Consider the following 21,909-nt stretch of genomic DNA (forward strand, 5'->3'; position numbering starts at 1 on the left):
ATGAGAGGGATGGCAGAACCATCCGGGGCACACCGACGCGCACGTCGGAAAACAGTGTCCGGGTAGAACCCGGCGCTCTAAAAACAGGAGCGAGTATCGCGATGGTTTATGACAGAGCAGTGGCTAAGTGATGTCATGTCGATGACGATACAAAGTTGCCCTGAACTATTGATCTAGAGCGCTGTCGTCCGATTGCTCGTGTGCAAAGGGCAGCGATAAGCGATACTCGCGGGGCTTTGAAGCCCGGAAGTGGAGAGTCAGTGGATGCCGTTGCAACGCCTGCAAAGCCTGTCAGAAATCGCCCCGGCGACATGGGACGCGTTGGTGCCCGAGAACCAGCCGTTTCTGCGTCATGCGTTCTTGAGTGCACTGGAAGACAGTGGCAGCGTCGGCCCGCATACGGGGTGGCAAGCCGAGCATCTGCTGCACGTCGAAGATGATCAGCTGATCGCGGCGCTGCCCAGTTATCGCAAGTGGCATTCCTACGGTGAGTACGTGTTCGATCACGGTTGGGCCGATGCCTGTGCCCGGGCCGGCATCGATTACTATCCCAAGCTGCTGACGGCGGTGCCGTTCAGCCCGGTCAGCGGCCCACGGCTGTTGGCGGCAAAGGTCGAGGACGGTTTCGAACTGCTCAAGAGCTTGCCGGGCTATCTGGAAATCGAAGAACTTTCCAGCGCGCACATCAACTTCACCGATCCGTTCACCGACGCCGCAATGGCCGAGCAACCGGGTTGGTTGCAGCGTATCGGCTGTCAGTATCACTGGCAGAATCGCGGTTACCGGGACTTCGAGGATTTTCTCGACGTGCTCAGTTCACGCAAGCGCAAGCAGATGCGCAAGGAGCGCGAACAGGTGGCGGGGCAGGGCTTCGAGTTCGAATGGCTGCAGGGGCGCGAACTGGACGAGTCGCAATGGGATTTTGTCTACGCCTGCTATGCCAACACCTACGCGGTGCGGCGTCAGGCGCCGTACTTGACGCGCGAGTTTTTCAGTCTGCTGGCTGCGCGGATGCCAGAGGCGATTCGGGTGGTCTTCGCCAGGCAGGGTTCACGGCCGGTGGCGATGGCGTTCAGTCTGGTCGGGGGCGACAGCTTCTACGGACGTTATTGGGGCTGTCTGGCCGAATTTGACCGGCTGCATTTCGAGACCTGTTTCTATCAGGGCATGGACTATGCGATTGCCCACGGTTACCAGCGCTTTGATGCCGGTGCTCAGGGCGAGCACAAGCTTATTCGCGGCTTTGAACCGGTGATCACCCACTCGTGGCACTACCTGCGTCATCCCGGTCTGAAAGCCGCAGTCAAAGACTTCCTGCAACAGGAACGTGCCGGCGTTCTTGCGTACGCCGAGGAAGCCAGAACAGCCTTGCCCTACCGCCAAACCTAGATCCCCTTGTAGGAGCTGCCGCAGGCTGCGATTTTTTGATCTTAAAAACAACATCAAAAGATCGTCCGATCGCGGCCCGAGCCTGCGGCAGCTCCTACAGGGGAGGCGGTGGTTTCAGGTTTCCTCTTTGCCCAGCCAGCGATAAATCGTCCCACCCACTACCGCGCCCAGCAGCGGCGCGACCCAGAACATCCACAACTGCGCAATCGCCCAGCCGCCAACCATCAGCGCCGGCCCGGTGCTGCGTGCCGGGTTGACCGAGGTGTTGGTGACCGGAATCGAGATCAGGTGAATCAGCGTCAGGCCCAGGCCGATGGCGATCGGTGCGAGGCCCGCCGGGGCGCGTTTGTCGGTGGCGCCGAGGATGATGATCACGAACATCCCGGTCATCACCAGCTCGGTGACAAAGCCAGCCGACATCGAGTATTTGCCGGGCGAGTGCTCGCCGTACCCATTGGACGCCAGACCTGCTGCGATGTCGAAACCTTCCTTGCCACTGGCGATGTAATAGAGCAGCGCGGCGGCGAGTATCCCGCCGAGCACCTGGGCGATGATGTAGGCGGGTAGCTCTTTTGCTGGAAACCGTCCGCCGACCACCAACCCGACCGATACCGCCGGATTGAGATGACATCCGCTGATGTGGCCGATGGCGAACGCCATGGTCAGCACCGTCAGACCAAACGCCAGGGCCACCCCCAGCACCCCGATGCCCAACGGCGAAGACGCCGCAAGCACCGCACTGCCACAACCACCCAGAACCAGCCAGAACGTACCCAACAACTCAGTGACTGAACGTTTGAACAGAGACATGAGAGAGTCCTTGATAGGCGTGCTATCGAGACTGTGTTGCGTTGTGCTTCCTTGCCGATTTACGACAGGTTCCGCGCTGGAACCTTGGCTGAGTACAGCAGGCTTTGGATGGATTTCCAGCAGGCGCAAAAAAACCGCCAGAGCCTGTGTTTGGCGGGCTGGGGCGGTTTTCTGGCGGGCAGGCATTGTGTGGCGAGGGAGCTTGCTCCCGCTGGACAGCGAAGCTGTCCCAACACTATCTGCACCGGTAGTGTCAGACTCGCACAGTTGGCGGGCTTTGCGTCTGCTGCGCAGCCGAGCGGGAGCAAGCTCCCTCGCCACAAAAGCTCACAGAATCGGGTTTTTTGTGATCAATCGATCCCGACAAATCCTCCGGTCTGGTGCGCCCACAACCGCGCATACAAGCCGCGATGGGCCAGCAGTTCGGCGTGGGTGCCGCTCTCGGCGATCTTGCCGTTTTCCAGCACCACCAGCCGATCCATACGGGCGATGGTCGAGAGGCGGTGGGCGATGGCGATCACGGTTTTGCCTTGCATCAGGGTTTCCAGGCTTTCCTGAATCGCCGCTTCGACCTCCGAGTCGAGTGCCGAGGTCGCTTCGTCCATGATCAGGATCGGCGCGTCCTTGAGCAGCACCCGGGCAATCGCGATGCGCTGACGCTGACCGCCGGACAGTTTGACCCCGCGCTCGCCGACGTGCGCGTCGAAGCCGGTGCGGCCCTCTGCGTCCGACAGTAACGGAATGAACTCGTCGGCACGGGCCTTGTGCACCGCATCCCACAGTTCGGCGTCGGTGGCGTCAGGCTTGCCGTACAGCAGGTTGTCGCGGATCGAGCGGTGCAGCAGGGAGGTGTCCTGCGTAATCATGCCGATGCGTGCGCGCAGGCTTTCCTGGCCGACTTCGGCGATGTTCTGCCCATCGATCAGGATGCGTCCGCCCTCGACGTCATACAGGCGCAGCAGCAGGTTGACCAGGGTCGATTTGCCGGCACCGGACGGGCCGATCAGGCCGATTTTCTCACCCGGTTTGATGGTCAGGTTGAGGTCGCCGATGATGCCTTTCTTCTTGCCGTAGTGAAAATCCACGTGCTCGAAACGCACTTCGCCACGGGCCACGGCCAGCGGTTTGGCCTGCTCGTGATCGGTGACGCTGACCGGTTGCGAGATGGTCTGCAGACCGTCCTGAACCATGCCGATGTTCTCGAAAATGCCGGTGACCACCCACATGATCCAGCCGGACATGTTAACGATGCGGATCACCAGACCGGTGGCCAGCGCGATCGCGCCGACAGTGATCAGCGACTGCGTCCACAGCCACAGCGCCAGCGCAGTGGTGCCGACGATCAGCAGGCCGTTCATGGTGGTGATTGCCACGTCCATGCTGGTCACCACGCGGCCGGCCATCTGTGCCTTGACCGTCTGTTCTTCGATGGCTTCCTTGGCGTAGTGCTGTTCGAAGTTGGTGTGGGCGAACAGCTTGAGGGTGGCGATGTTGGTGTAGCCGTCGACGATCCGCCCCATGAGTTTCGAGCGCGCGTCGGAGGCCTCCACCGAACGCTCTTTCACCCGTGGCACGAAGTAATACAGCGCGCCGATGTAGGCGGCGATCCACGTCAGCAGCGGAATCATCAGGCGCCAGTCGGCTTCGGCGAACAGCACCAGCGAGCTGATCGCGTAGATCACCACGTGCCACAGCGCATCCACCGCCTGCACCGCCGAGTCACGCAGCGAGTTGCCGGTCTGCATGATGCGTTGGGCGATGCGCCCGGCGAAGTCGTTCTGGAAGAAATTCAGGCTCTGCTTGAGCACGTAGCTGTGGTTCTGCCAGCGGATCATGCTGGTCATCCCCGGGCTCAGGGTCTGATGCACCAGCAGGTCGTGCAGGCCGAAAAAGATCGGCCGCAGTACCAGGGCGACCACCACCATCCACGTCAGTTCGAGGGCATGGTCGCTGAAGAAATTCGGGTTGGGTGTGCCCTGGGCCAGGTCGATGATGCGGCTCAGGTAACTGAACAGCGCGACTTCGATCAACGCGGCAAACAGGCCGACCACCAGCAGGGCGGCGAAACTCGGCCAGACCTGCTTGAGGTAATAGGTGTAGAAGGGCCAGACACGATCTGGAGGAGACGCCGTCGGAGCGTCGCGGAATATGTCGATCAGTTGTTCGAAACGGCGATAGAGCATCAGATAACCGCCCGGATGCCGGGCTCTCCTTTTATCGGTGTGAGCGGCGTGGCGTCAGGCCCGCGCCGCTCGAAACGCCCTGTACAGCTTAGTCGATGACTTTGGCCGACTTGATGATCACAGGGTCGACAGGCACGTTTTGCATGCCCTGTTTGGTAGTGGTCTGCGAGTTGACAATGATGTCGACCACGTCCATGCCCTTGACCACTTTGGCGAATACCGCGTAACCGGCGTCACGGCCCGGATCGAGGAAAGCGTTGTCCGCCACGTTGATGAAGAACTGGCTGGTGGCCGAATCCGGGTTGGAGGTGCGTGCCATCGACAAGGTACCGCGAACGTTGTGCAGGCCATTGCTGGCTTCGTTCTTGATCGGTGCCTTGGTGTCTTTTTGCTGCATCTGTGGGGTGAAGCCGCCGCCCTGCGCCATGAAGCCCGGGATCACGCGGTGGAAAATGGTGTTGGTGTAAAAGCCGCTGTTGACGTAGTCCAGAAAGTTCTTGGTACTGATCGGCGCCTTGACCGGATCCAGTTCGATTTCGATCTGGCCGTTGGTGGTGTCCAGCAGCACGTGCGGCGCTTTGGCCGGGGTGGCAGCCATCAGGTTGGCAGCAAACAGCACGGTGCCGGCGGCGAGGGCGAGTTTTTTCAGCATGGGTCAGTGATCCTGAGATTGAGTATCAGCTGTGGCAAGGAACTCCAGCAGCGTTTGGTTGAAGCGTTCGGGTTGATCGAGCGGGGTGGCGTGGCGCGAATCGGCTATGACCACCAGCCGCGCATCGGGCAGCAGTTTTACATAGGTTTCTTTCAGTGCCACCGGTGTGTAGTCACGGTCGGCGGTGACGATGAGGGTTGGACAGGTCATCCGGGAAAGTCGTTCCTGAACGCCCCAGCCAACAATTGCATCGAAGCTGGCGAGATAAGCACGTTTGTCGTTTTTTGCCCAGCGTTCGGCCATTTTCTGCCGCAGATCAGCTTGTTCAGGCTTGGGAAAAAGTTTGCCGCCCAGCGCCTTGCCGATGGTCGCCAGACTCAGCACGCGCATCAGGCTCCAGCGCTTGAACCACTGCCAGTAGTCGTCGCGGCTGCGGAGTTTGACCTCGGGGGCGCTGTTGACGATGGTCAGACTTTTCAGCATGTGCGGCTGATCGACGGCGAATTGAAAGCCGATCATCCCGCCCATCGACAGCCCAATGTAGTGCACCGGACCGAGGTGCAAGTGTTCGATCAGGGCCAGCAGGTCAGCGCTGAATCCGGCGATGCTGTAGCGCTCGCGGGGTTTGTCCGAGCGACCGTGACCGCGTATGTCGGGGACGATCACCCGGTAGTGCGCCGACAGCGCCGGGATCTGCATTTCCCAGTCCAGGGTGCTCGAACCGAGTCCGTGAACCAGTAGCAACGGGGTGCCGTGGCCATATTCCTCGTAGTGCAGGTTGCAACCTTCATGTTCGAAATACGCCATCGGTGAACTCCGTGTCAGGCTTGCTCAGGGGCGGCGAACGGTGCGTCCAGCGGCAAGGTGTCGAAGGTACGCAACAGTTCGATGAGGATTTGTGTCGCCGGGCCCAGCGGTTTGTCCTTGTTCGAGTACAGATAAAAGCTCGGGTTGCGGCTGCCGCCCTGATCCAACGGTAGCAGCTTGAGTGTGCCTTCCTTCAATTCCCGTTCGATCATGTGTCGTGGCAGCCAGGCAAAGCCCAGGCCGCTGCTGACGAACGTGGCCGCCGTGGCGAGGCTGCCGACGGTCCAGCGCTGTTCGGCGCCAAGCCAGCCGACGTCGCGTGGTTGCTGGCGGCCGGAGTCGCGAATCACCACCTGCATCTGGGTTTCCAGGTCCTGAAAGTTCAGTTCGCGATTGAGCCGATGCAGCGCGTGATCGGGGTGGGCGACCGCGACAAATTCGACGTCGCTCAATTCCGCGCCGAGGTAACCGGGAATGCTCAGACCGGTGATCGCCAGATCGGCCACGCCCTCGAGCAATACCTCTTCGACCCCGGACAACACCTCCTCGCGCAGACGCACGCGGCAGCCGCGACTCTGCGGCATGAACGCGGTCAGCGCCCGCACGATGCGTGCGCTGGGGTAAGCCGCATCGACCACCAGCCGCACCTCGGCCTCCCAACCTTGCTCCATGTGATGGGCGAGGTCTTCCAGTTGGCTGGCCTGTTTCACCAGTTGTCGCGAGCGGCGCAGCAGTACGCCGCCGGCCTCGGTGAGCACCGCTTTGCGCCCGTCGATGCGCAGCAACGGCACGCCGAGCTGGTCCTGCATGCGGGCGACGGTGTAACTCACCGACGATTGCGAACGGTGCAGAACCTCGGCGGCCTGGGCGAATCCGCCGTGGTCGACCACGGCCTGCAATGTTCGCCATTGATCAAGGGTCACGCGGGGCGCTTTCATCAATAGCTCCTCTTGTCCTAAGCTGGCCGTCCCTCATGGAGACTGGCGAATGAAAAAATTCTGTTGTGTGGTGCTCGCGTTGCTGCCGCTGACTGCGTTTGCTTACCCGATCGATGTGCAGAAGAACCTCAATGGTTTGAAAGTCGACTACGAGACCTTCGACACCGACAAAGACATCGGCTCCATAAAAGTCGTCAACTTCGGTGATGTCGATGCGACCTGCAAAGTCGTTTTCAACAATGGCCCGGAAGCACCGCGTACGCGCAACATCGAAGTCCCGGCCCGCAAGCATACGAACGCTACGGCTAAGTTCTCCCGCGAGATCATCAGGCTGCGCATCGATTTGAGCTGCAGCCCGAAATAACACCGTCAATCCCTTGTGGGAGCGAGCTTGCTCGCGAATTGGCCGTTTCAGTCGACATCATTGTTGAATGACACACCGCTTTCGCGAGCAAGCTCACTCCTACAAAGGTGCGTGTCAGCATCTAAACGAATTATTCGATGCTTTGCAGCAATTATTTGCGCTTTTTCATCGATCCATCCCTGTTTAACCTTCACTCCATCGACCTACAACATTCTCGGATGGAGACTACACACCATGTCCCGCGTTCTGATCATCGAAAGCAGCGCCCGTCAGCAAGATTCGGTTTCCCGTCAACTGACCCAGACCTTCATCGGTCAGTGGAAAGCGGCGCATCCCAACGATCAGATCACCGTGCGTGACCTCGCCGTGAATCCCGTTCCACACCTGGACGCCAACCTGCTGGGCGGCTGGATGAAGCCTGCCGAGCAGCGCAGCGCCAACGAACAATCGTCGCTGGACCGCTCCAACGAATTGACCGACGAGCTGCTCGCCGCCGACGTACTGGTGATGGCTGCGCCGATGTACAACTTCGCGATCCCGAGCACCCTCAAGGCGTGGCTCGACCATGTGCTGCGTGCCGGCGTGACCTTCAAGTACACCGAAACCGGCCCGCAAGGCCTGCTCAGCGGCAAGCGTGCCTACGTGCTCACCGCTCGCGGCGGCATCTACGCCGGCGGCCCCGCCGACCATCAGGAACCGTACCTGCGTCAGGTCATGGGTTTCATCGGCATCCACGACGTGACCTTCATTCACGCTGAAGGCATGAACCTGGGCGGCGACTTCCAGGAGAAGGGCCTGAATCAGGCCAACGCCAAACTGTCCCAGGTCGCTTGATATGTTAATCGCCAGATAATCGCCGCTTGTTTAAGTGACCTGGCGCAACCCTTCAAGGCTCTACGCGCATCGAACCTCCCTTTGCACTTGTTGCTCCTGAGTGCTGTAGCCCGATTGAACGCTTTAGCGAGATCGGGCTTTTTTTTGCCTGGGATTCAGTGAGCGACGGACTCCCTGTAGGAGTGAGCCTGCTCGCGATAGCGGTCGTTCAATCACATCGATGTTGACTGACACACAGCAATCGCGAGCAGGCTCACTCCTACAGGGGGATTTTGTGTTGGTTGCGGAATGTAAAACCCGCTATCGTCGCCGCCATTCGAAACAGAGGCGACCATGGGCTATCTACTTTTCGTCACGCTGATCCAGGCGTTTTCCTTCAGTCTGATCGGCGAATACCTCGCCGGACATGTCGACAGCTACTTCGCGGTACTGGTGCGTGTGGTGCTGGCCGGGCTGGTGTTCATCCCGCTGACCCGCTGGCGCTCGGTGGAGCCGGCGTTCATGCGCGGCATGCTGCTGATCGGTGCGTTGCAGTTCGGCATCACCTACGTTTGCCTGTACCTGAGCTTCCGGGTGCTGACGGTGCCGGAGGTGTTGCTGTTCACCATCCTCACGCCGCTGCACGTGACGCTGATCGAAGATGCGCTGAACCGACGCTTCAATCCATGGGCGCTGGTCGCAGCACTGGTCGCGGTGGGTGGCGCAGCAGTGATTCGCTTCGACCGGATCAACCCGGACTTCTTCATGGGCTTTTTGCTGCTGCAACTGGCCAACTTCACCTACGCCGCAGGCCAGGTGCTGTACAAGCATCTGGTGGCGAAACACCCGAGCGATCTGCCGCATTACCGGCGTTTCGGCTTTTTCTACCTCGGCGCACTGGCGGTGGTATTGCCGGCATTTCTGCTGTTCGGCAAAGCCAACTTCCTGCCCGAAGCACCGCTGCAATGGGGCGTGTTGCTGTTCCTCGGACTGGTCTCGACGGCGCTGGGGATGTACTGGTGGAACAAGGGCGCGTGCATGGTCAACGGCGGCACGCTGGCGGTGATGAACAACCTGCATGTGCCGGTGGGCTTGCTGCTGAACCTGCTGATCTGGAATCAGCACGAAGAGCTGGGGCGATTGTTGCTCGGCGGCAGCGTCATCCTCGCCGCAGTATGGATCAGCCGTTTGGGTATCAGACGCACCGCGTAACCCGGTGTAGGAGCTGCCGAAGGCTGCGATCTTTTGATCTTCAAAATATCAAAGTCAAAAGATCGTCCGAACGCGGCCCGAGCCTGCGGCAGCTCCTACACGGTAAGCGTGCGTTACATCAGGTGTTTCTGGGGTTCCGGAATGTGCGCCGAACCCAACACCGCCGGCAGCAACCCGGTACGCAAATCCCCGCCACTCGGCTGCTGATACAGGCTCAAGCCAAACTCCGGCAGCACCGCCAGCAGATAATCGAAAATATCGCCCTGAATCCGCTCGTAATCAGCCCACACCGTGGTGGTGGTGAAGCAGTAGATTTCCAGTGGAATGCCCTGCGCCGTGGTCTGCATCTGCCGAACCATGCAGGTCATGTTCGGCTGCACCTCCGGGTGACTCTTCAAATACGCCAGCGCATAAGCGCGGAAGGTGCCGATGTTGGTCATGCGCCGGCGGTTGGCTGACATCGCCGCGACATTGCCCTGCGCTTCGTTCCACGCCTTGAGTTCGGCTTTCTTGCGGCCCATGTAGCCGGTCAGCAGGTGCACCTGGGAGAGTTTTTCCTCCTCATCGTCGCGGATGAAGCGCACGCCGCTGGCGTCGATGAACAGGCTGCGCTTGATCCGTCGCCCGCCGGACTGCTGCATGCCGCGCCAGTTGCGGAACGATTCGGACATCAAGCGCCAGGTCGGGATCGAGACGATGGTCTTGTCGAAATTCTGTACGTGTGAGCTCGGAGCAGAAATGGACATGGCAAAGCATTACAGATCAGTAGGTTAAGTTTTTCTGTCCAATGTCCATATTTCCCGATATCGATGGACACCCCGCTCATCCGTCCAATCCCGCAAGCACTGACGCCCCTCTCAACTGAGCACCTGTAATCACCATACACAGGTACTCCACCAAGCCATCGTACGCCCAAGCTCTTGCTGTAGGAGAGTCCCTACGACTATCTCATCTCCGCGATCGCCCACCGCATCACGTCTTCTTCACACCGGCTCGGGCGAAGCTTCTCGACCTGCGGTGCCAGGTTTCTTCAGCTTCTGACGAAGTTGGTTGAGGTGTTGAGACGACAAGATTCTGCCTTTGATCTGGGGGGCGCTTTGAGTCGGAATTTCTGGATAAGGACTTCAGCAAACCTCAAGGTGCGCATTGATATATTCGATTCTATCAAGATGTTCTTCAACGCTAAGCGTCGCCATGGTGTTAACAATCGGTTGCCGATGGTAAAGTTTTAAAAGCGTTTCACAGTAATCTTGCAAGATGCCTGAAGAGTCCGAGGCGATACAGATCTACAGCTTGGCGGGTGTCCAGAGTGCTCTTAAGTCAGTGTCTTTAATTGCGTAAAGTCTAGAAAAAGGAATTCAGCTGAATGATTGATTTTATCAAATTTCAAGATTGGGGTGAGGTTTGGAGAACAATACCGTTCGTGGCTGCGGAGGACTTATTAGGTCAGTACGGATTTAGAAGCACCATCGTTACTGGGCAGAACGGTTCCTATAAAAGTACGATGCTGAGAGAGTTGGTCGCGGGGGTGATTGCTCCTAAATCTACGTCGGCCATGGTAAGTGTAAGTGATGGCTTGAGCATGAAGCATGTCATTTGCGCCTCAGGTTCCGTTGCAGACAGATTCCCCTCTAAGGAAAAGGCGGGTGGCGGTAGCACCGAGTTCGCGACAGAGCAGTATGCTTACATTGGGCAAAGGGTTGGGGCGAATCTGCTCAGCAAGAAAAGACCCTTTGAGACGGTGCTAGTATTTGCTTTGGATGGAAACAAGTCCGAGCGCTATGAGTGGCCGTTTTATAATAGAGCACATGAGTTTGCCAATATTGTTCCGGAGCTGGAAGTTTCAGTTTTTGTGAACAAAGATAAAATCACTCGGACTACGAAAGCTCCTTCAAGAATAGAGCAGGGTGTTTCAGTTGAGGCGCTGAGGCGCTCATTGGATCTTGACGATTTTAAGTTTTCGCGGTATTTCTCAGAAAGCGTGGCTATTAACATTTTAAATGAGTTTGATGAGCATGTGTTTAAGGAGTTTTCCGAATTCATACGTTCGTCTAGATCTACATTTGTTTTGAATATGGGTAGTGGTGGTATACGCTGTAAAACTGCGTCTAATGATGTGGTTCGCCTAGGCTTTATGCTTGATATTTTTTCGCTTCGAGATGTGAAAGTTCAAAGGGTAGGTAGCCAACAGCCTTTCTCAATATTTGAGTTAAGCTCTGGTGAGTATCATATGTACACGAACCTCATGGGGCTTGGTTTTGGTGTGGAAGAAGGTTCGCTGATGCTTTTGGATGAGCCCGATAATAGCCTTCACCCCCAGTGGCAGCGAGATTTCATGGCCGCAGTCCATGGGATCTGCCAAGTAGGGATGAAGTTTGGGCATTTGATTGTATGCACCCATTCTCCGCTTATTGTCGGTGCCGCGCTGGAAGGTAGCACGATTGTGGACTTGTCAAATGATGAGCCCATCGTCAGTGTGGCTTCATTTGGCGCTTCTTCTGATGACATTCTACTGGAGCAGTTCGGTATCACTTCCAGCCGAAACCGGATCGTAGTGGATGTGGTTCAGCGCGCGGTGTCTATTATAGAAAAAGATGGGTTTGAACATCCAGATTTGCTCGCCTTGACCGATGAATTGGTGTCTATTAAGTCGGCTCTGAAATCCGAAGACCCCCTCGTTGAAGTGATCGAGGCGATTCTTGGAGCATCTGGAGATGATTAATATTGGTTTTGAACGGATTCATCCGATCCCAGTTCTGCCCGATGGTATTGTGGTTGCAGACCTGTTAGGTCTTGATTGGGATAGTCAGGGTAACGCAGTTAAGGCATTCAAGAGTGCCTTGAAGCCATTGTTGCGCAAGGTGCAAAAGGCAAAATGTAGTCTCTGTCGGCGTATGCTCTACGATGATTATGCCGTCCACTTGGAGCACTTCATCGAAAAAAATATACATGGAGATTACACGTTCGAGGTAAGAAATTTATCTTTGTCCTGCGGGACGTGCAATTCGAAAAAACAAGGGTACAACCGAACTTTAAATGGTTTGATTAGAAAGCGTGCAAAACGTAAGGAGCTGGAAGCTGAGAAGCACTGCCCTGCGCTTGCCGTGAAAATTCCTGCCAATGCACCGTTACCCACTACGCCCGAAAGCTATCGTTGGGTTCATCCTTACTTTGATCAGTACTCGGATAACATTGAAATCCAGAAAGGTTGGATTTTTATCGGCAAATCCAGGAAGGGGATCAGGACTATTCGTTCAGTGAAGCTCAATGCCTTGGCTCAGATTGAGCGCAGAGCCCTCATGGAGCGGTTTGAGGCACGGCCAGGTCGATTATCGATGCTGATGGGTGCAACTGCTGAGCTCGACAATCACCGAGCGGGGCACATTTTACAACTGGTAGCCAAGAAATTGTGGCAACGCCGAGAAGCCTCCGGCGTTTAACAGGCCGGCACCGGTTTGCGATCCCCCGTCGCTTGGTGTAACTGGGTCGAGGTCAAGCTCAAGGGGGCGGCGCTTGTGCCTTCCTGTCATGGCGCCATCATCAAAAAAGGGGAAGGGCAGCCTTCCCCTGAAGTTGCCTTCTCGCTGGCTCAGACCGCCTGCATGCACTCCACAACAGGCTTGGCCTGCAAGCGCTTGCAGATGGAGGCAAAATCCAAGCCTTGCTGTTTGAGTTGCTCGGCGGCTTCAGCCTGCCAGACTAGGTCACCCTGTTCGAAGAAGGTTGTCCGCAACTGCCTGATCACCTGTAATGCATGGGCGGCAAAGGCCCTGAAGTCTTCGAGCCCCCAGTAGAGCAGCCCTGCAGCGTGGACTGTCGCGGCACCGCTGATCTTGGTTGCCGGCGTAACGAGTACCGTTTGGAATTCGCACTCTGTGGACTCGGCCACGTTTGCTCGCATCCAGTCTGGATGTGATGTGGCTTGGCGAGCCTTGGTGACACTGAGCGTACCGTCAACGGTGTTCACGTAGTCCTCAAACACGATGCACCGCCCACCCGAGATCCACCAAGGATCTGGAGAACCTTCGCTTTCGACCTTTCCTGCATTGAAGCCCAACAGCGATCCAAGATCCTTCTGAGCACGCTCGAAGGTCTCGTGGTGCCGCAGCCCTTGAAGGATGGACTGCTCCAGCTTTGCGAAATCGCGGTCATGGGTGGGGCCCAACCGTGTCAGTTCTGCTCCCACGCGCTCCACCTGCTGTTGCAGTGCGAGGTCATCAGCCTGAGCTGATACAGCTTCGCCAACCTCTTTACGCGCAAAGGCTGTGAGCCAAGGAATGTTTGGAGCGCAGCCATGGGCATCTTTGAAGTACTGCCGAGATTTTGCAGCCATGGCACCATTGCCGCGTTGAGCTGCGAGATGACATGCGGAACCCGCGAGGTAATTCCAGAGCGCCCGATAGCCCCGCAGATCGGATGCTGTCAGCGTTCCCAGGACACGATCGGCAGCCGCTACAGCGCCGTCATAGTCATGTCGCCATAGCGCCGTTTGGTAGTCAATTTCTGCCCGGACTGCTTGGGAAAGTTCGTTGATCGCAGGCAGAAATTTCTGGTGTGCCCGATCTCGCTCGTCCAGGATCTGCCGGTTGACGTACTCCCAATCTCGATCGTTGTCCAGAAAGGTTTCGAAGTTCTCTACCAAATCGGCCAACTCGGTGTCTTTTGATTGAAGGGCACCAAACGTGATTTCGGCTTGTAGCTCTGGATGGAAGAACGGGCGGCGGCGAAGGTCTGCCAGGTAGTCAGGCAACTCCTCACCGGACACAACCACCGCTGAATAGTCTTCCAGCGATCGAGTGCATCGGCCAATAGCCTGTACGACTCGTGTCTGGATTCGTTCGTTGTACAGGGCATTTGCCCCCATGCGGGTCATAAGGAAGCGTTCCTGAGCGTTCATGGCCTTGGGCAACCCTTCAATGAACAGCAAGCGGCATTCATCACCGGCAAAATCAATGCCGTCATAACGGTTGGCCACAATGGCTACTGCCTGGTGGAGTCCGACGAAGTCCGCCTTGGATTCTTCGATGTCGCTCGCACGGAATACGGGGAACTTGAGCTTCTCATCGATCTCTTCGGCGATGGCATCTGCGGTCTTGTCGCTGGGAACAAGCACAACGCTACGACCCGCGCGTTGCATCAGTTGCTTTCGCAACTCGGCGGTTTCATCAGTGGTGAGCGACATCTCGGGGAAGATGAAAAATCGGCGACCGACGCCTTGTGTATCCCAGCCTTCCGGGGCTGGAAGGCGCTGGATGGTTTTTCGTCCGGTCAGACGCTCTAGATCGCCACCAGCACCCAATGTCGCCGACATGTAGATGCGCTGCTTGGCGTTTTCGAACGCAGGGTGAGAGAACGTTGGAGGCAACAGCGGGCGGATCAGGATTTCCTGGGAGGACAGATAGATATGGCAGGCATCAAGGTGACCTCGGATCAGTGACCAGGGGTAGGTCAGGTCGGTGCCTGGTGTGTGTGCGTCCAGAATCTCAATGATTTGTGGAGTCAGAGCAGTGACCGTGGGCGTCGCGAGTTTGTCGACCCAGGTACGATCCACTACGTCTTCCCAGACACCGCGCAGCCGGGAGAGATCGGTAGCGGACAGGTGAGGGGTGAAAGCGTTGCACAGCGCTTGGTGAAGGCCTGCATAGCGCTCGTCCATGCGGCCTATGCGCAATGTCCAATGAGATGCGATGTAGTTTTCACTAGCATGAGCATCGTCGACTAATATGATATCGGCTTGGTCGAAGAACGGGTTCGTGTTGAACAGACTGGAGTAAGTTGTGACCGCAATTTTTTCAGCCTGCAGGTAGTCCGTTTTATCCGCTGGTGAGAATTCGCGCTTCTTGCCCACGAAGGTTGCCACAGAGAGGCCGTATTTCTCATTCGCTTGTTCAACGACTTGGTAAACCAGTTGTCGTGTAGGGCACAGGTACACAACTCTCTCTCGGAACTTGCGGCGGCGCCACTCTGCAATCAGCAACCCTACAAGGGTTTTGCCACTGCCCGTCGGTAGCTGGAGAGCAACATCTGGGGTGCCAACTGCTTTAGCTGCATAAGCCTGCATCATGCTCGCCTGATGCGGCAGTACGTCGGGGAATTTGCGACGGGTCAGCTCTCGAAAAAGCTTGTCGGGTGTCTCTGGCACCGATGAGGCGGTGGGCGGGGTCTTGAAAGCCATTCTTCACTCCTTGAGATCGATCTTCAGAACACTTTGCCTCGGTCAGATCATGGTGATGCTGTGGCGCGCAGTGCTACAGCTTCACCCAACTGGCATTTTAGATCAGACTTGTGTGGTGGATCGCTGACGGGAGCTGAAATCAGAGCAAACCTTCGCTGGTAACCTCTGATCTCCACGGCATCCGCGCGCGCCAGTCTGGTTTTCAGTAAAGGGTCTCCCTCAAGCTTTAGGCTCCGAATAGGCCAGTCCACGCCCTTTGCCCATGGGATAATAGAGAATACGGCAAAGCTGCTGAGCGTTTGCAATGGATCGATTTACCGGCATTGTTCTGGAAAGAGAGGAGGGGGGATGGATATGTGCGGCGCTAAATCCGAGCAGAAAAAAGCAGGCGAAGCTTCCGAGGAGGTCGCCCACGAACGTCACGATTTTCTTCAGTCAACTGTGCAACGCTTGCGAGATCGTGCCGGTAACGTCTGTTCATTTCCTGATTGCCATGTACACACGCACGGCTCAGCTTTCACCGGTGATAAGGCTGTGGGGGTCGGGGTAGCTTGCCATATCAAAGCGGCTGCGCCTGGCGGCCCAAGGTACGACCCCAAACAGACCAAGGTCGAGCGTCGTCACTTGGACAACGGCATTTGGATGTGTCAAACGCATTCGAAGTTGGTTGACGCTGACGATTCGGCTTTCAGCGTCGAGACGTTACGAGTTTGGAAGCAAAAAGCAGAAAAAAGATCAAACGGCCTCATCAACCAGAAGAGCTTCACAGAAAGTGAAGTGAAAGCTGCGGTAGAAGATGGGTCAGTCTCGGTTTTGCAGCGCTGGGTGAACAGATCCGACGACCCTTTCGATACGCCCATAGCCGAGATCATGAAAGGCTATGAAACTGGATTGGAAAAGCTTGATCCCCGATTCAATGTCCAGGTTGATAGAGTGGGCGGCCAGTCCCATCACATCATCAGCGCTGCGCAGGACAATGTTAGCCTGCAACTCATCCTGCGCGATCTGGATCAGCTGGAAGGCTTCTGGGAGGCGGAAAGAGCGTTCTTTGAAGAAGGCAGAGAGCTGCAGATCCCTGGAGCTCATTTTAAGATTGAAGGCTCCAAGCTATTCGATGCCATCCATGAAAGAACCAATCAATTAGGGCAGGGTGTGGTCACGATGGGAGCACCAAAGCGCGCGCTGACCGCCAACCTCTACGTCCGTACTCCCGATGGTGAATGGGCTATTGATACGTTCACGTGCCATTACACCTCTGGCAGTCTTCGTACGGTTTTCAACGGCACTGCATTGGGCGGCTTTTTTGGGATCAAAGCGTCATTCGCCCATGATGGCCTAAACACGAAATTCGATCTGACATTCAACTTAGACGCGTGGCGTGACCAAAACATCCTTGAACTGCCAGGTTTTCCACGATTGGCAAGAGCTGCACGATATTTTGGAAAGGGGCGTTTGGTCGTGGAGATTGAGGTTGGCAATAACGTTGCATCCTTCGACACCAAATCCAGTCCTATCAATGAGGAGTACCACGCTCAGTTGCGTTGGATGATTGAGTATCTGGATTTCACCCGCAAGGTAGCAGAGCAGTGTAGAGAGCCTGTCATCCTGAAAACTTTCGATTTTGACAATGATGTGTACTCAGCACTTCGAAAATACGCAAGGTTGCTCGCAGGAACGGTAGCTACGACTCGTAAGGCCGGTTGGTTGTGCAGTGGTGAGTTCGCCTATCACGAAGGGTTCGACCTATCTAGTTTCGATTCTTCAGATGTACCGCAAGTGATCCGGCTTGCTCAGAGAGATAGCATGACCTTAGATCTGTTTGGTCAGGTGGTCACTGCCCCAAGAGTCGAGACGATCTACACCGAAGTAGAGTTCACCCTACACAGTGATCTGGATGCTCGCGACAAGCCCAAGATCAATCTGTACACAACTGAAAAAACAACAATAACGACACTGCTTCGGGAGGAGGACTCGTGGCTTGTTCTAAGAAACACAAGCGATCTTGATGAGCCGCTACCTCTGAGCAGTTGAGTGAAGTGAGCCCGCTCTTTCGATTGGAAATGATGGAGTCGCTTGACGGGAGAACCTTTGAGTTGGTTGTCAACGATGGCCGTCATGCTAAAAGATGGCAGGGCTTGCATGCTGTCACAGAGTGATGTCTCGCTTTGCAGGGCCTAGTAGATTTCCAGCGCTTCTCGCCAGGCCCTTTCAAACAACTCCGATACTGTCTGCTCGTAGATTTCAGGTGAGTGAAATCCCACGCCTGAGTCGATTCTGTGCTTTTTTTCCCCAAAGTCAGAGCTCATGATCCATACAGTCTCTGGTGCAACCATCAACGCCTTGGCCCCGAGGTCATGGTGGAGGGCAATTCGAACCTCGGGGAGCGCGGCCTTAATGTGTTCCGCTGCTGCTCGGGCCTTAATGTGAGTGACGATGTAAATGTCGCGTGGACGCTTGCTCAGTACTTCTAAAACATAAACGGGATCCGGAAGCTCACTCGTCAGTATGCTCACACGTCCCTTGGTCTTCGCGAGCTGGCTGAGTCGCGTTGACCAAGTGCTCGCGTTATACGACATCTTGGCGTCCTCACACTTGAATTTGAAACCACCGTTGTCTGTTGTGAAAGACATCAGTCCTCCTCGCTGAACGCTTTGAATACAAGCCTTAGACATTCACCTATATAGCACAATAAGGCCTTTTGCCAACAAAATGCCATCACGCTACAATCAGGAATCTATTGCCATAAATTGCTGATTATATATCCAGTATTGGTGGCTTGGGTTTTCGAGGTACACGATGACTGTACCGTAATCGATTTTTCCAGGTGCGGTAGCAGATTTGCCAGGATGGCCAACTTTCTCCTCGCGAATCGACTCGTACCGCAACGGTGAAGCAATAAGCGGAGAATGTTGTGGCAAAGCTCGCCAACGATGCAACTAGACTGCTCGAAGCAATAGGCTATCAGCTGATAGTGACACTGGAGTATTGCCATGACTTGGTCGAAGGGCAGACTCTTTGGCTGGAGGTGTTCGGCGATGTCACAGTCAGTAGAAGTGTTCAGGTCGAAGTAAAAAACTTCATTGAAGACCTCACAGATGGACACATCAATTTTTGGAATACTCTGAAAAACTGGATGTCTCCAAAGTTTAAGCAAGATAAATATTCTGAGCTTATTTTGCTCACAACCCAAGCATATGGCGCAACGGCGGAACTTCGTCATTGGAACCAGTTGACTGCCGGGGAACGTCTGACTCTTCTTGAAAATGTCCTGACTTATAGCGAGGCGCGCTTGGCTGCGTCTGCCAATAAGGCATCGAAAGCTGTACAAACGCAGAGGTTTGTAATGGCAAATGAGAGGCGTAATGTCTTACTGGATATCATTGAAAAGGTGAAGATTGTTTCAGGAGAGCCAGGTCTTGAGGTGCGTGCCGAGGAGGCTAAGAGTCGCTATGGCAAAGGACTCGATCCGTCAAAGCGGGGAGATTATTTTGAGGCTTTATTGGGATATCTTATTGAACCCTGTCTATCAAAAGATGGCTGGAAAGTCACTTACGACGATTTTGATTTAAAAATTGCCACGTTGTTCTCTCGTTATGGCAGGAACTCACGAAAGTTTCCTGTTGTTGACAAGTCTGTATTTGAAAATGTTGATGTGTCCGATTATTCAAATCGACTTTTTGTAAAAAAGCTGCATGAGATTGAATATGCCGAGATTGTGCCTACCGCCATTTTGGAGCATATGTTGACGGTTCACACAATCAGCAACGAGTTCAAGCGTTTCGCGTTAGAGAAGGTTGATGTCGATAATTATAAGCTAGATCAGCTGAAAAGGCACAGAAGTATCAGGGCGGCACAAGTAAAGCTTTGCTCTCGAAAACCTCAACAAGACTGGTGTTTCGAGTCGCAAATTTTCTTCGACACGCGTCGTGGAGAGACGGTCGATGGTATGCCTACCTTTGATAACACTTCCGTGGATTTTCGAAATGGAATTTGGCATATGCTCGCTGATGACGAAGATGAAGATAATGATGAGAAGCTGCACTGGAGGCTTTGGTAATGGCGCTGACGACAACTGACCATCTTCATACGCTGCATCGCAGTCCTTTGATTATGGCACCGATTCTTCATGCTTTTTACAGCGAATTAAAGGTCACTCAGAAAAATATCCTGTTTAGCTATCTCGTTCTTCCCTTGGTTCTGCATGACGCCACGGCATCTTATCTTCACCGTATTAGCGAGCGGAACACTTGGCGAACCATGATTTCGGACAAAACACGAATCGCGGGTGTGCACAAAAGGATTCATTCTCTTAGGGAAATTACCAACACTACGCTGATGAGTTTGGTGAGTGCAGAGTACTTAACCGTTGATGATGATATGGTAGTAAGAGCCACCAGGAAGACCTTTCCACCCCTGCAGGGTATGGGGCAAAAAGTGACGTCCGCTCGCAATCTTGCAAAACTTCTTGAGGATCGAGAAGCACCGCGTGTATACAAGTCGTTAGGGATTATTCAATTATGAAATGTTTCGTCAAGTCTGTTGGTGTGATTGATAGGGATAATGAGGTTCATCAAGTTACATTTAAGCCAGGGTTGAATGTCATTACCGGAAAATCATCGATGGGAAAAAGTGCCATCATCGAGATTTTTGACTTTTGCTTCGGAAATGGCGACGACACAATTCCTAAGGGCGTAATCACTGCTCGATCCAAGATGTATTTCACCATCCTGGAGTTCGAAGAGGAGGTTCTTCTTCTCGCTCGCGACCCAGATGTCGATAGGCTTTTCATTGGTGAGGTGAGCGGATCGCTGGATGAAATATTTTTCAATATGAAGAATACTAAAAAATTCTTCTCTCCCAGCTTGTTCTTGCCTTTGCGTGATTTCAAAAAAGAATTGGGCCGATATTTCGCGGTTACGATGACCGACATCGATGAGGATCTCAGTCCCCGAGAGTACGGGAAGTCGAAGAGCGCGACCCCTTCAGTTAGAAGTTTCGCATCGTATATGCTCCAGCATCAAAATTTGGTGGCGAATAAACACGCACTGTTCTATCGCTTCGATGAGAAGGAAAAACGTGATCAGGCGATCGAGCACCTAAAGATTTTTATGAATTTTGTTGATCAGCAGTATTTCTGGCTATCGCAGGAAAATAATCAGCTCAGAGCAGAAATAAAAAAAATTGAAGCTCAGATACCCAAGACCAAGGAGGAAAAAAACCGGTTCATTGCAAGGGTCAATGAGCTGCTTGCTGAATACAAAACTATTAGTGGTACGGATCTTATTGCATTGACGGGTGATCAGATCGCCGGCAGCGTAAGAACCTCTTTCAAGAGGATCAGGGATGCTAATGTTCGAATCGACAGTATCGCTGATACTTACACTGAGCGTAAAAAAATTCTGGAAGATGAACGTTCTAAACAGACTATCGTCGTTCGAGAGTTGCAGGACAAACTTCACGCTGTAAAGTCCTCAATCAGCCTCACGGAAGACTTCGCCAAAAATATCAGCGAGATCCCAGTTCCCGAGTATGCAGAGGTAAGTGACTCGCAATGTCCATTTTGCGCTGCGCCTAGTGACCATGTTGAGAATGAGGCGAATAAACTAACGGCGGCCATCGGATGGATGAACACGGAGCTGAAGACCACCTCTTATGCTCGCGAAAGCTTCCGAGAAGAGGAAAGCAAGTTGGCGAAGTCGCTTGATAAACAGAAAGAGGTTCTTTCTGGTATCCAGGCGAAAATCACGCAGCTCGTAAAACAAGTTGAAGACTTGAAGAAAAGCAAAACAGTTGACGAGATCGCACTGCGTGTCAAACATCGTCTTGAGGGCGTCATTGAAGACTACGCAAATAAGCAAAAATCGGAATTTGAAGGGACTCTCCAGCACCTTAAATCCAGGATTTCCGAGATTAAGCCCCTGTTGGATGCTTACAATGTCCCTGGAAAGATGAATGATCTGAGTGATCTCATTAACAGTGAAATGGCGCGGATTGGCGCAGGTTTTGACTTTGAGGAAGCCTACCAACCGATAAACTTAAAATTTGATCTTCACACCTTCGACCTGTGGCATGAGAGTTCAACCATGGGCAACGTTTATCTGCGCTCGATGGGTAGTGGGGCGAATTGGCTCTATTCCCATTTGACGTTGTTCCTTGCGTTGCATTCCGTGTTCGCACTCAAGCACGAAGAAGGGTGCAAGATTCCACCCATTTTGTTTTTCGATCAGCCAACGCAGGTCTACTTTCCCTCCAAAATCGATCATGGACAGACTTTTGATGCAAAAACTTTGGCCGAGCTCACAGCCAGTACTGATCGATTGGATGATGACCTAAGATCGGTCACTAACATGTTCAATAGGCTCGTGGAATTTTGTGAGCAAACCCAAAAGTCCACGGGGATCATGCCGCAGATCATCGTGACCGACCATGCGGATGATTTGACACTGAAAGGTGAGGCCAACTTTCAATCATTCGTGCGTGCAACTTGGAGAAAACGAGGTTTTATTGCAGAGCGTGCAGCTGACGCGATTGCTTGAAGTGCGTCGTGCCTATTCCCACACTGGGAG

Annotated in this window: 17 protein-coding genes and 1 pseudogene; 10 read left to right on the plus strand and 8 right to left on the minus strand. The window is 54.5% G+C overall.

Features of this window, described 5'->3' with window-relative positions; translation table 11 throughout:
- The first annotated feature begins 264 nt into the window (after positions 1-264).
- A complete protein-coding gene (locus PMI25_RS05815; protein ID WP_007966004.1) occupies positions 265-1,389 on the plus strand; it encodes a GNAT family N-acetyltransferase in 1,125 nt (374 codons plus the stop codon).
- A 114-nt stretch (positions 1,390-1,503) separates the two neighbouring features.
- Here PMI25_RS05815 and aqpZ read toward each other — a convergent pair whose 3' ends face one another.
- The 5 genes from aqpZ to PMI25_RS05840 form a co-directional block, all read right to left on the minus strand.
- Positions 1,504-2,199 (minus strand): aquaporin Z, encoded by a 696-nt coding sequence (aqpZ, locus tag PMI25_RS05820; protein ID WP_007966003.1) that lies wholly within the window; start codon positions 2,197-2,199, stop codon positions 1,504-1,506.
- 350 nt (positions 2,200-2,549) lie between these two features.
- The gene (locus PMI25_RS05825) at positions 2,550-4,382 is read right to left on the minus strand and encodes an ABC transporter ATP-binding protein (RefSeq protein WP_007966002.1); all 1,833 of its coding nucleotides are present in this window, start codon (positions 4,380-4,382) and stop codon (positions 2,550-2,552) included.
- 88 nt (positions 4,383-4,470) lie between these two features.
- Positions 4,471-5,034, minus strand: coding sequence for a peptidylprolyl isomerase (locus PMI25_RS05830; protein WP_007966001.1), 564 nt, complete (start codon positions 5,032-5,034; stop codon positions 4,471-4,473).
- Between the two features lie 3 nt (positions 5,035-5,037).
- On the minus strand, positions 5,038-5,841 hold the full coding sequence (locus PMI25_RS05835; RefSeq protein WP_007966000.1) for an alpha/beta fold hydrolase: 804 nt from the start codon (positions 5,839-5,841) through the stop codon (positions 5,038-5,040).
- A gap of 14 nt (positions 5,842-5,855) precedes the next feature.
- Positions 5,856-6,779: a LysR family transcriptional regulator gene (locus PMI25_RS05840; protein WP_007965998.1), complete on the minus strand. Its 924-nt coding sequence runs from the start codon at positions 6,777-6,779 to the stop codon at positions 5,856-5,858.
- Between the two features lie 49 nt (positions 6,780-6,828).
- Between PMI25_RS05840 and PMI25_RS05845 the strand changes: the two genes are divergently transcribed.
- The 3 genes from PMI25_RS05845 (at position 6,829) to PMI25_RS05855 (ending at position 9,168) form a co-directional block, all read left to right on the plus strand.
- A complete protein-coding gene (locus tag PMI25_RS05845) occupies positions 6,829-7,143 on the plus strand; it encodes a hypothetical protein (RefSeq protein WP_007965997.1) in 315 nt (104 codons plus the stop codon).
- Positions 7,144-7,377: 234 nt separating this feature from the next.
- Positions 7,378-7,977 (plus strand): FMN-dependent NADH-azoreductase, encoded by a 600-nt coding sequence (locus PMI25_RS05850; protein ID WP_007965995.1) that lies wholly within the window; start codon positions 7,378-7,380, stop codon positions 7,975-7,977.
- A gap of 333 nt (positions 7,978-8,310) precedes the next feature.
- Positions 8,311-9,168 carry a carboxylate/amino acid/amine transporter gene (locus PMI25_RS05855; protein ID WP_007965993.1) on the plus strand — a complete coding sequence of 286 codons (858 nt, stop codon included), beginning with the start codon at positions 8,311-8,313 and terminating at the stop codon, positions 9,166-9,168.
- A 113-nt stretch (positions 9,169-9,281) separates the two neighbouring features.
- Here the strand turns inward: PMI25_RS05855 and PMI25_RS05860 are convergent.
- Positions 9,282-9,887, minus strand: a pseudogene (locus tag PMI25_RS05860) (mechanosensitive ion channel family protein); the annotation flags it as partial.
- A 647-nt stretch (positions 9,888-10,534) separates the two neighbouring features.
- Here PMI25_RS05860 and PMI25_RS29440 point away from each other — a divergent pair.
- Together PMI25_RS29440 and PMI25_RS05870 are read left to right on the plus strand one after the other, a co-directional pair.
- Entirely contained in the window at positions 10,535-11,890 is a 1,356-nt protein-coding gene (locus tag PMI25_RS29440) for an AAA family ATPase (protein WP_007965990.1), read from the plus strand.
- Entirely contained in the window at positions 11,883-12,608 is a 726-nt protein-coding gene (locus PMI25_RS05870; RefSeq protein WP_007965989.1) for a hypothetical protein, read from the plus strand. The genes PMI25_RS29440 and PMI25_RS05870 overlap by 8 nt, the downstream gene beginning before the upstream one ends.
- Positions 12,609-12,757: 149 nt before the next feature.
- Here PMI25_RS05870 and PMI25_RS05875 read toward each other — a convergent pair whose 3' ends face one another.
- Entirely contained in the window at positions 12,758-15,343 is a 2,586-nt protein-coding gene (locus tag PMI25_RS05875; RefSeq protein WP_024164430.1) for a DEAD/DEAH box helicase, read from the minus strand.
- 348 nt (positions 15,344-15,691) lie between these two features.
- Here PMI25_RS05875 and PMI25_RS05880 point away from each other — a divergent pair, with 348 nt between their 5' ends.
- Positions 15,692-17,374 (plus strand): hypothetical protein, encoded by a 1,683-nt coding sequence (locus tag PMI25_RS05880; protein ID WP_007962482.1) that lies wholly within the window; start codon positions 15,692-15,694, stop codon positions 17,372-17,374.
- Positions 17,375-17,517: 143 nt separating this feature from the next.
- Here the strand turns inward: PMI25_RS05880 and PMI25_RS05885 are convergent, their stop codons facing one another.
- Positions 17,518-17,973, minus strand: coding sequence for a hypothetical protein (locus PMI25_RS05885; RefSeq protein WP_007962483.1), 456 nt, complete (start codon positions 17,971-17,973; stop codon positions 17,518-17,520).
- Between the two features lie 281 nt (positions 17,974-18,254).
- Between PMI25_RS05885 and PMI25_RS05890 the strand changes: the two genes are divergently transcribed.
- From PMI25_RS05890 to PMI25_RS05900, 3 genes are read left to right on the plus strand one after another with little or no spacing between them, the layout of a single operon-like run.
- On the plus strand, positions 18,255-19,400 hold the full coding sequence (locus PMI25_RS05890; RefSeq protein ID WP_007962484.1) for a hypothetical protein: 1,146 nt from the start codon (positions 18,255-18,257) through the stop codon (positions 19,398-19,400).
- The gene (locus PMI25_RS05895) at positions 19,400-19,864 is read left to right on the plus strand and encodes a three component ABC system middle component (RefSeq protein WP_007962485.1); all 465 of its coding nucleotides are present in this window, start codon (positions 19,400-19,402) and stop codon (positions 19,862-19,864) included. The genes PMI25_RS05890 and PMI25_RS05895 overlap by 1 nt, the downstream gene beginning before the upstream one ends.
- The gene (locus PMI25_RS05900; protein ID WP_045121995.1) at positions 19,861-21,879 is read left to right on the plus strand and encodes a DUF3732 domain-containing protein; all 2,019 of its coding nucleotides are present in this window, start codon (positions 19,861-19,863) and stop codon (positions 21,877-21,879) included. Before PMI25_RS05895 ends, PMI25_RS05900 begins: the two co-directional genes overlap by 4 nt.
- The last annotated feature ends 30 nt before the right edge of the window (positions 21,880-21,909 follow it).

Source organism: Pseudomonas sp. GM30 (assembly GCF_000282275.2).
GTDB lineage: Bacteria > Pseudomonadota > Gammaproteobacteria > Pseudomonadales > Pseudomonadaceae > Aquipseudomonas.

What these genes read in the sequence shown, in the direction of transcription:
- PMI25_RS05815 (WP_007966004.1), top strand. Translation starts at nt 265, where the DNA reads ATGCCGTTGCAACGCCTGCAAAGCCTGTCAGAAATCGCCCCGGCGACA.
- aqpZ (WP_007966003.1), bottom strand. Translation starts at nt 2,199, where the DNA reads ATGTCTCTGTTCAAACGTTCAGTCACTGAGTTGTTGGGTACGTTCTGG.
- PMI25_RS05825 (WP_007966002.1), bottom strand. Translation starts at nt 4,382, where the DNA reads ATGCTCTATCGCCGTTTCGAACAACTGATCGACATATTCCGCGACGCT.
- PMI25_RS05830 (WP_007966001.1), bottom strand. Translation starts at nt 5,034, where the DNA reads ATGCTGAAAAAACTCGCCCTCGCCGCCGGCACCGTGCTGTTTGCTGCC.
- PMI25_RS05835 (WP_007966000.1), bottom strand. Translation starts at nt 5,841, where the DNA reads ATGGCGTATTTCGAACATGAAGGTTGCAACCTGCACTACGAGGAATAT.
- PMI25_RS05840 (WP_007965998.1), bottom strand. Translation starts at nt 6,779, where the DNA reads ATGAAAGCGCCCCGCGTGACCCTTGATCAATGGCGAACATTGCAGGCC.
- PMI25_RS05845 (WP_007965997.1), top strand. Translation starts at nt 6,829, where the DNA reads ATGAAAAAATTCTGTTGTGTGGTGCTCGCGTTGCTGCCGCTGACTGCG.
- PMI25_RS05850 (WP_007965995.1), top strand. Translation starts at nt 7,378, where the DNA reads ATGTCCCGCGTTCTGATCATCGAAAGCAGCGCCCGTCAGCAAGATTCG.
- PMI25_RS05855 (WP_007965993.1), top strand. Translation starts at nt 8,311, where the DNA reads ATGGGCTATCTACTTTTCGTCACGCTGATCCAGGCGTTTTCCTTCAGT.
- PMI25_RS29440 (WP_007965990.1), top strand. Translation starts at nt 10,535, where the DNA reads ATGATTGATTTTATCAAATTTCAAGATTGGGGTGAGGTTTGGAGAACA.
- PMI25_RS05870 (WP_007965989.1), top strand. Translation starts at nt 11,883, where the DNA reads ATGATTAATATTGGTTTTGAACGGATTCATCCGATCCCAGTTCTGCCC.
- PMI25_RS05875 (WP_024164430.1), bottom strand. Translation starts at nt 15,343, where the DNA reads ATGGCTTTCAAGACCCCGCCCACCGCCTCATCGGTGCCAGAGACACCC.
- PMI25_RS05880 (WP_007962482.1), top strand. Translation starts at nt 15,692, where the DNA reads ATGGATATGTGCGGCGCTAAATCCGAGCAGAAAAAAGCAGGCGAAGCT.
- PMI25_RS05885 (WP_007962483.1), bottom strand. Translation starts at nt 17,973, where the DNA reads ATGTCTTTCACAACAGACAACGGTGGTTTCAAATTCAAGTGTGAGGAC.
- PMI25_RS05895 (WP_007962485.1), top strand. Translation starts at nt 19,400, where the DNA reads ATGGCGCTGACGACAACTGACCATCTTCATACGCTGCATCGCAGTCCT.
- PMI25_RS05900 (WP_045121995.1), top strand. Translation starts at nt 19,861, where the DNA reads ATGAAATGTTTCGTCAAGTCTGTTGGTGTGATTGATAGGGATAATGAG.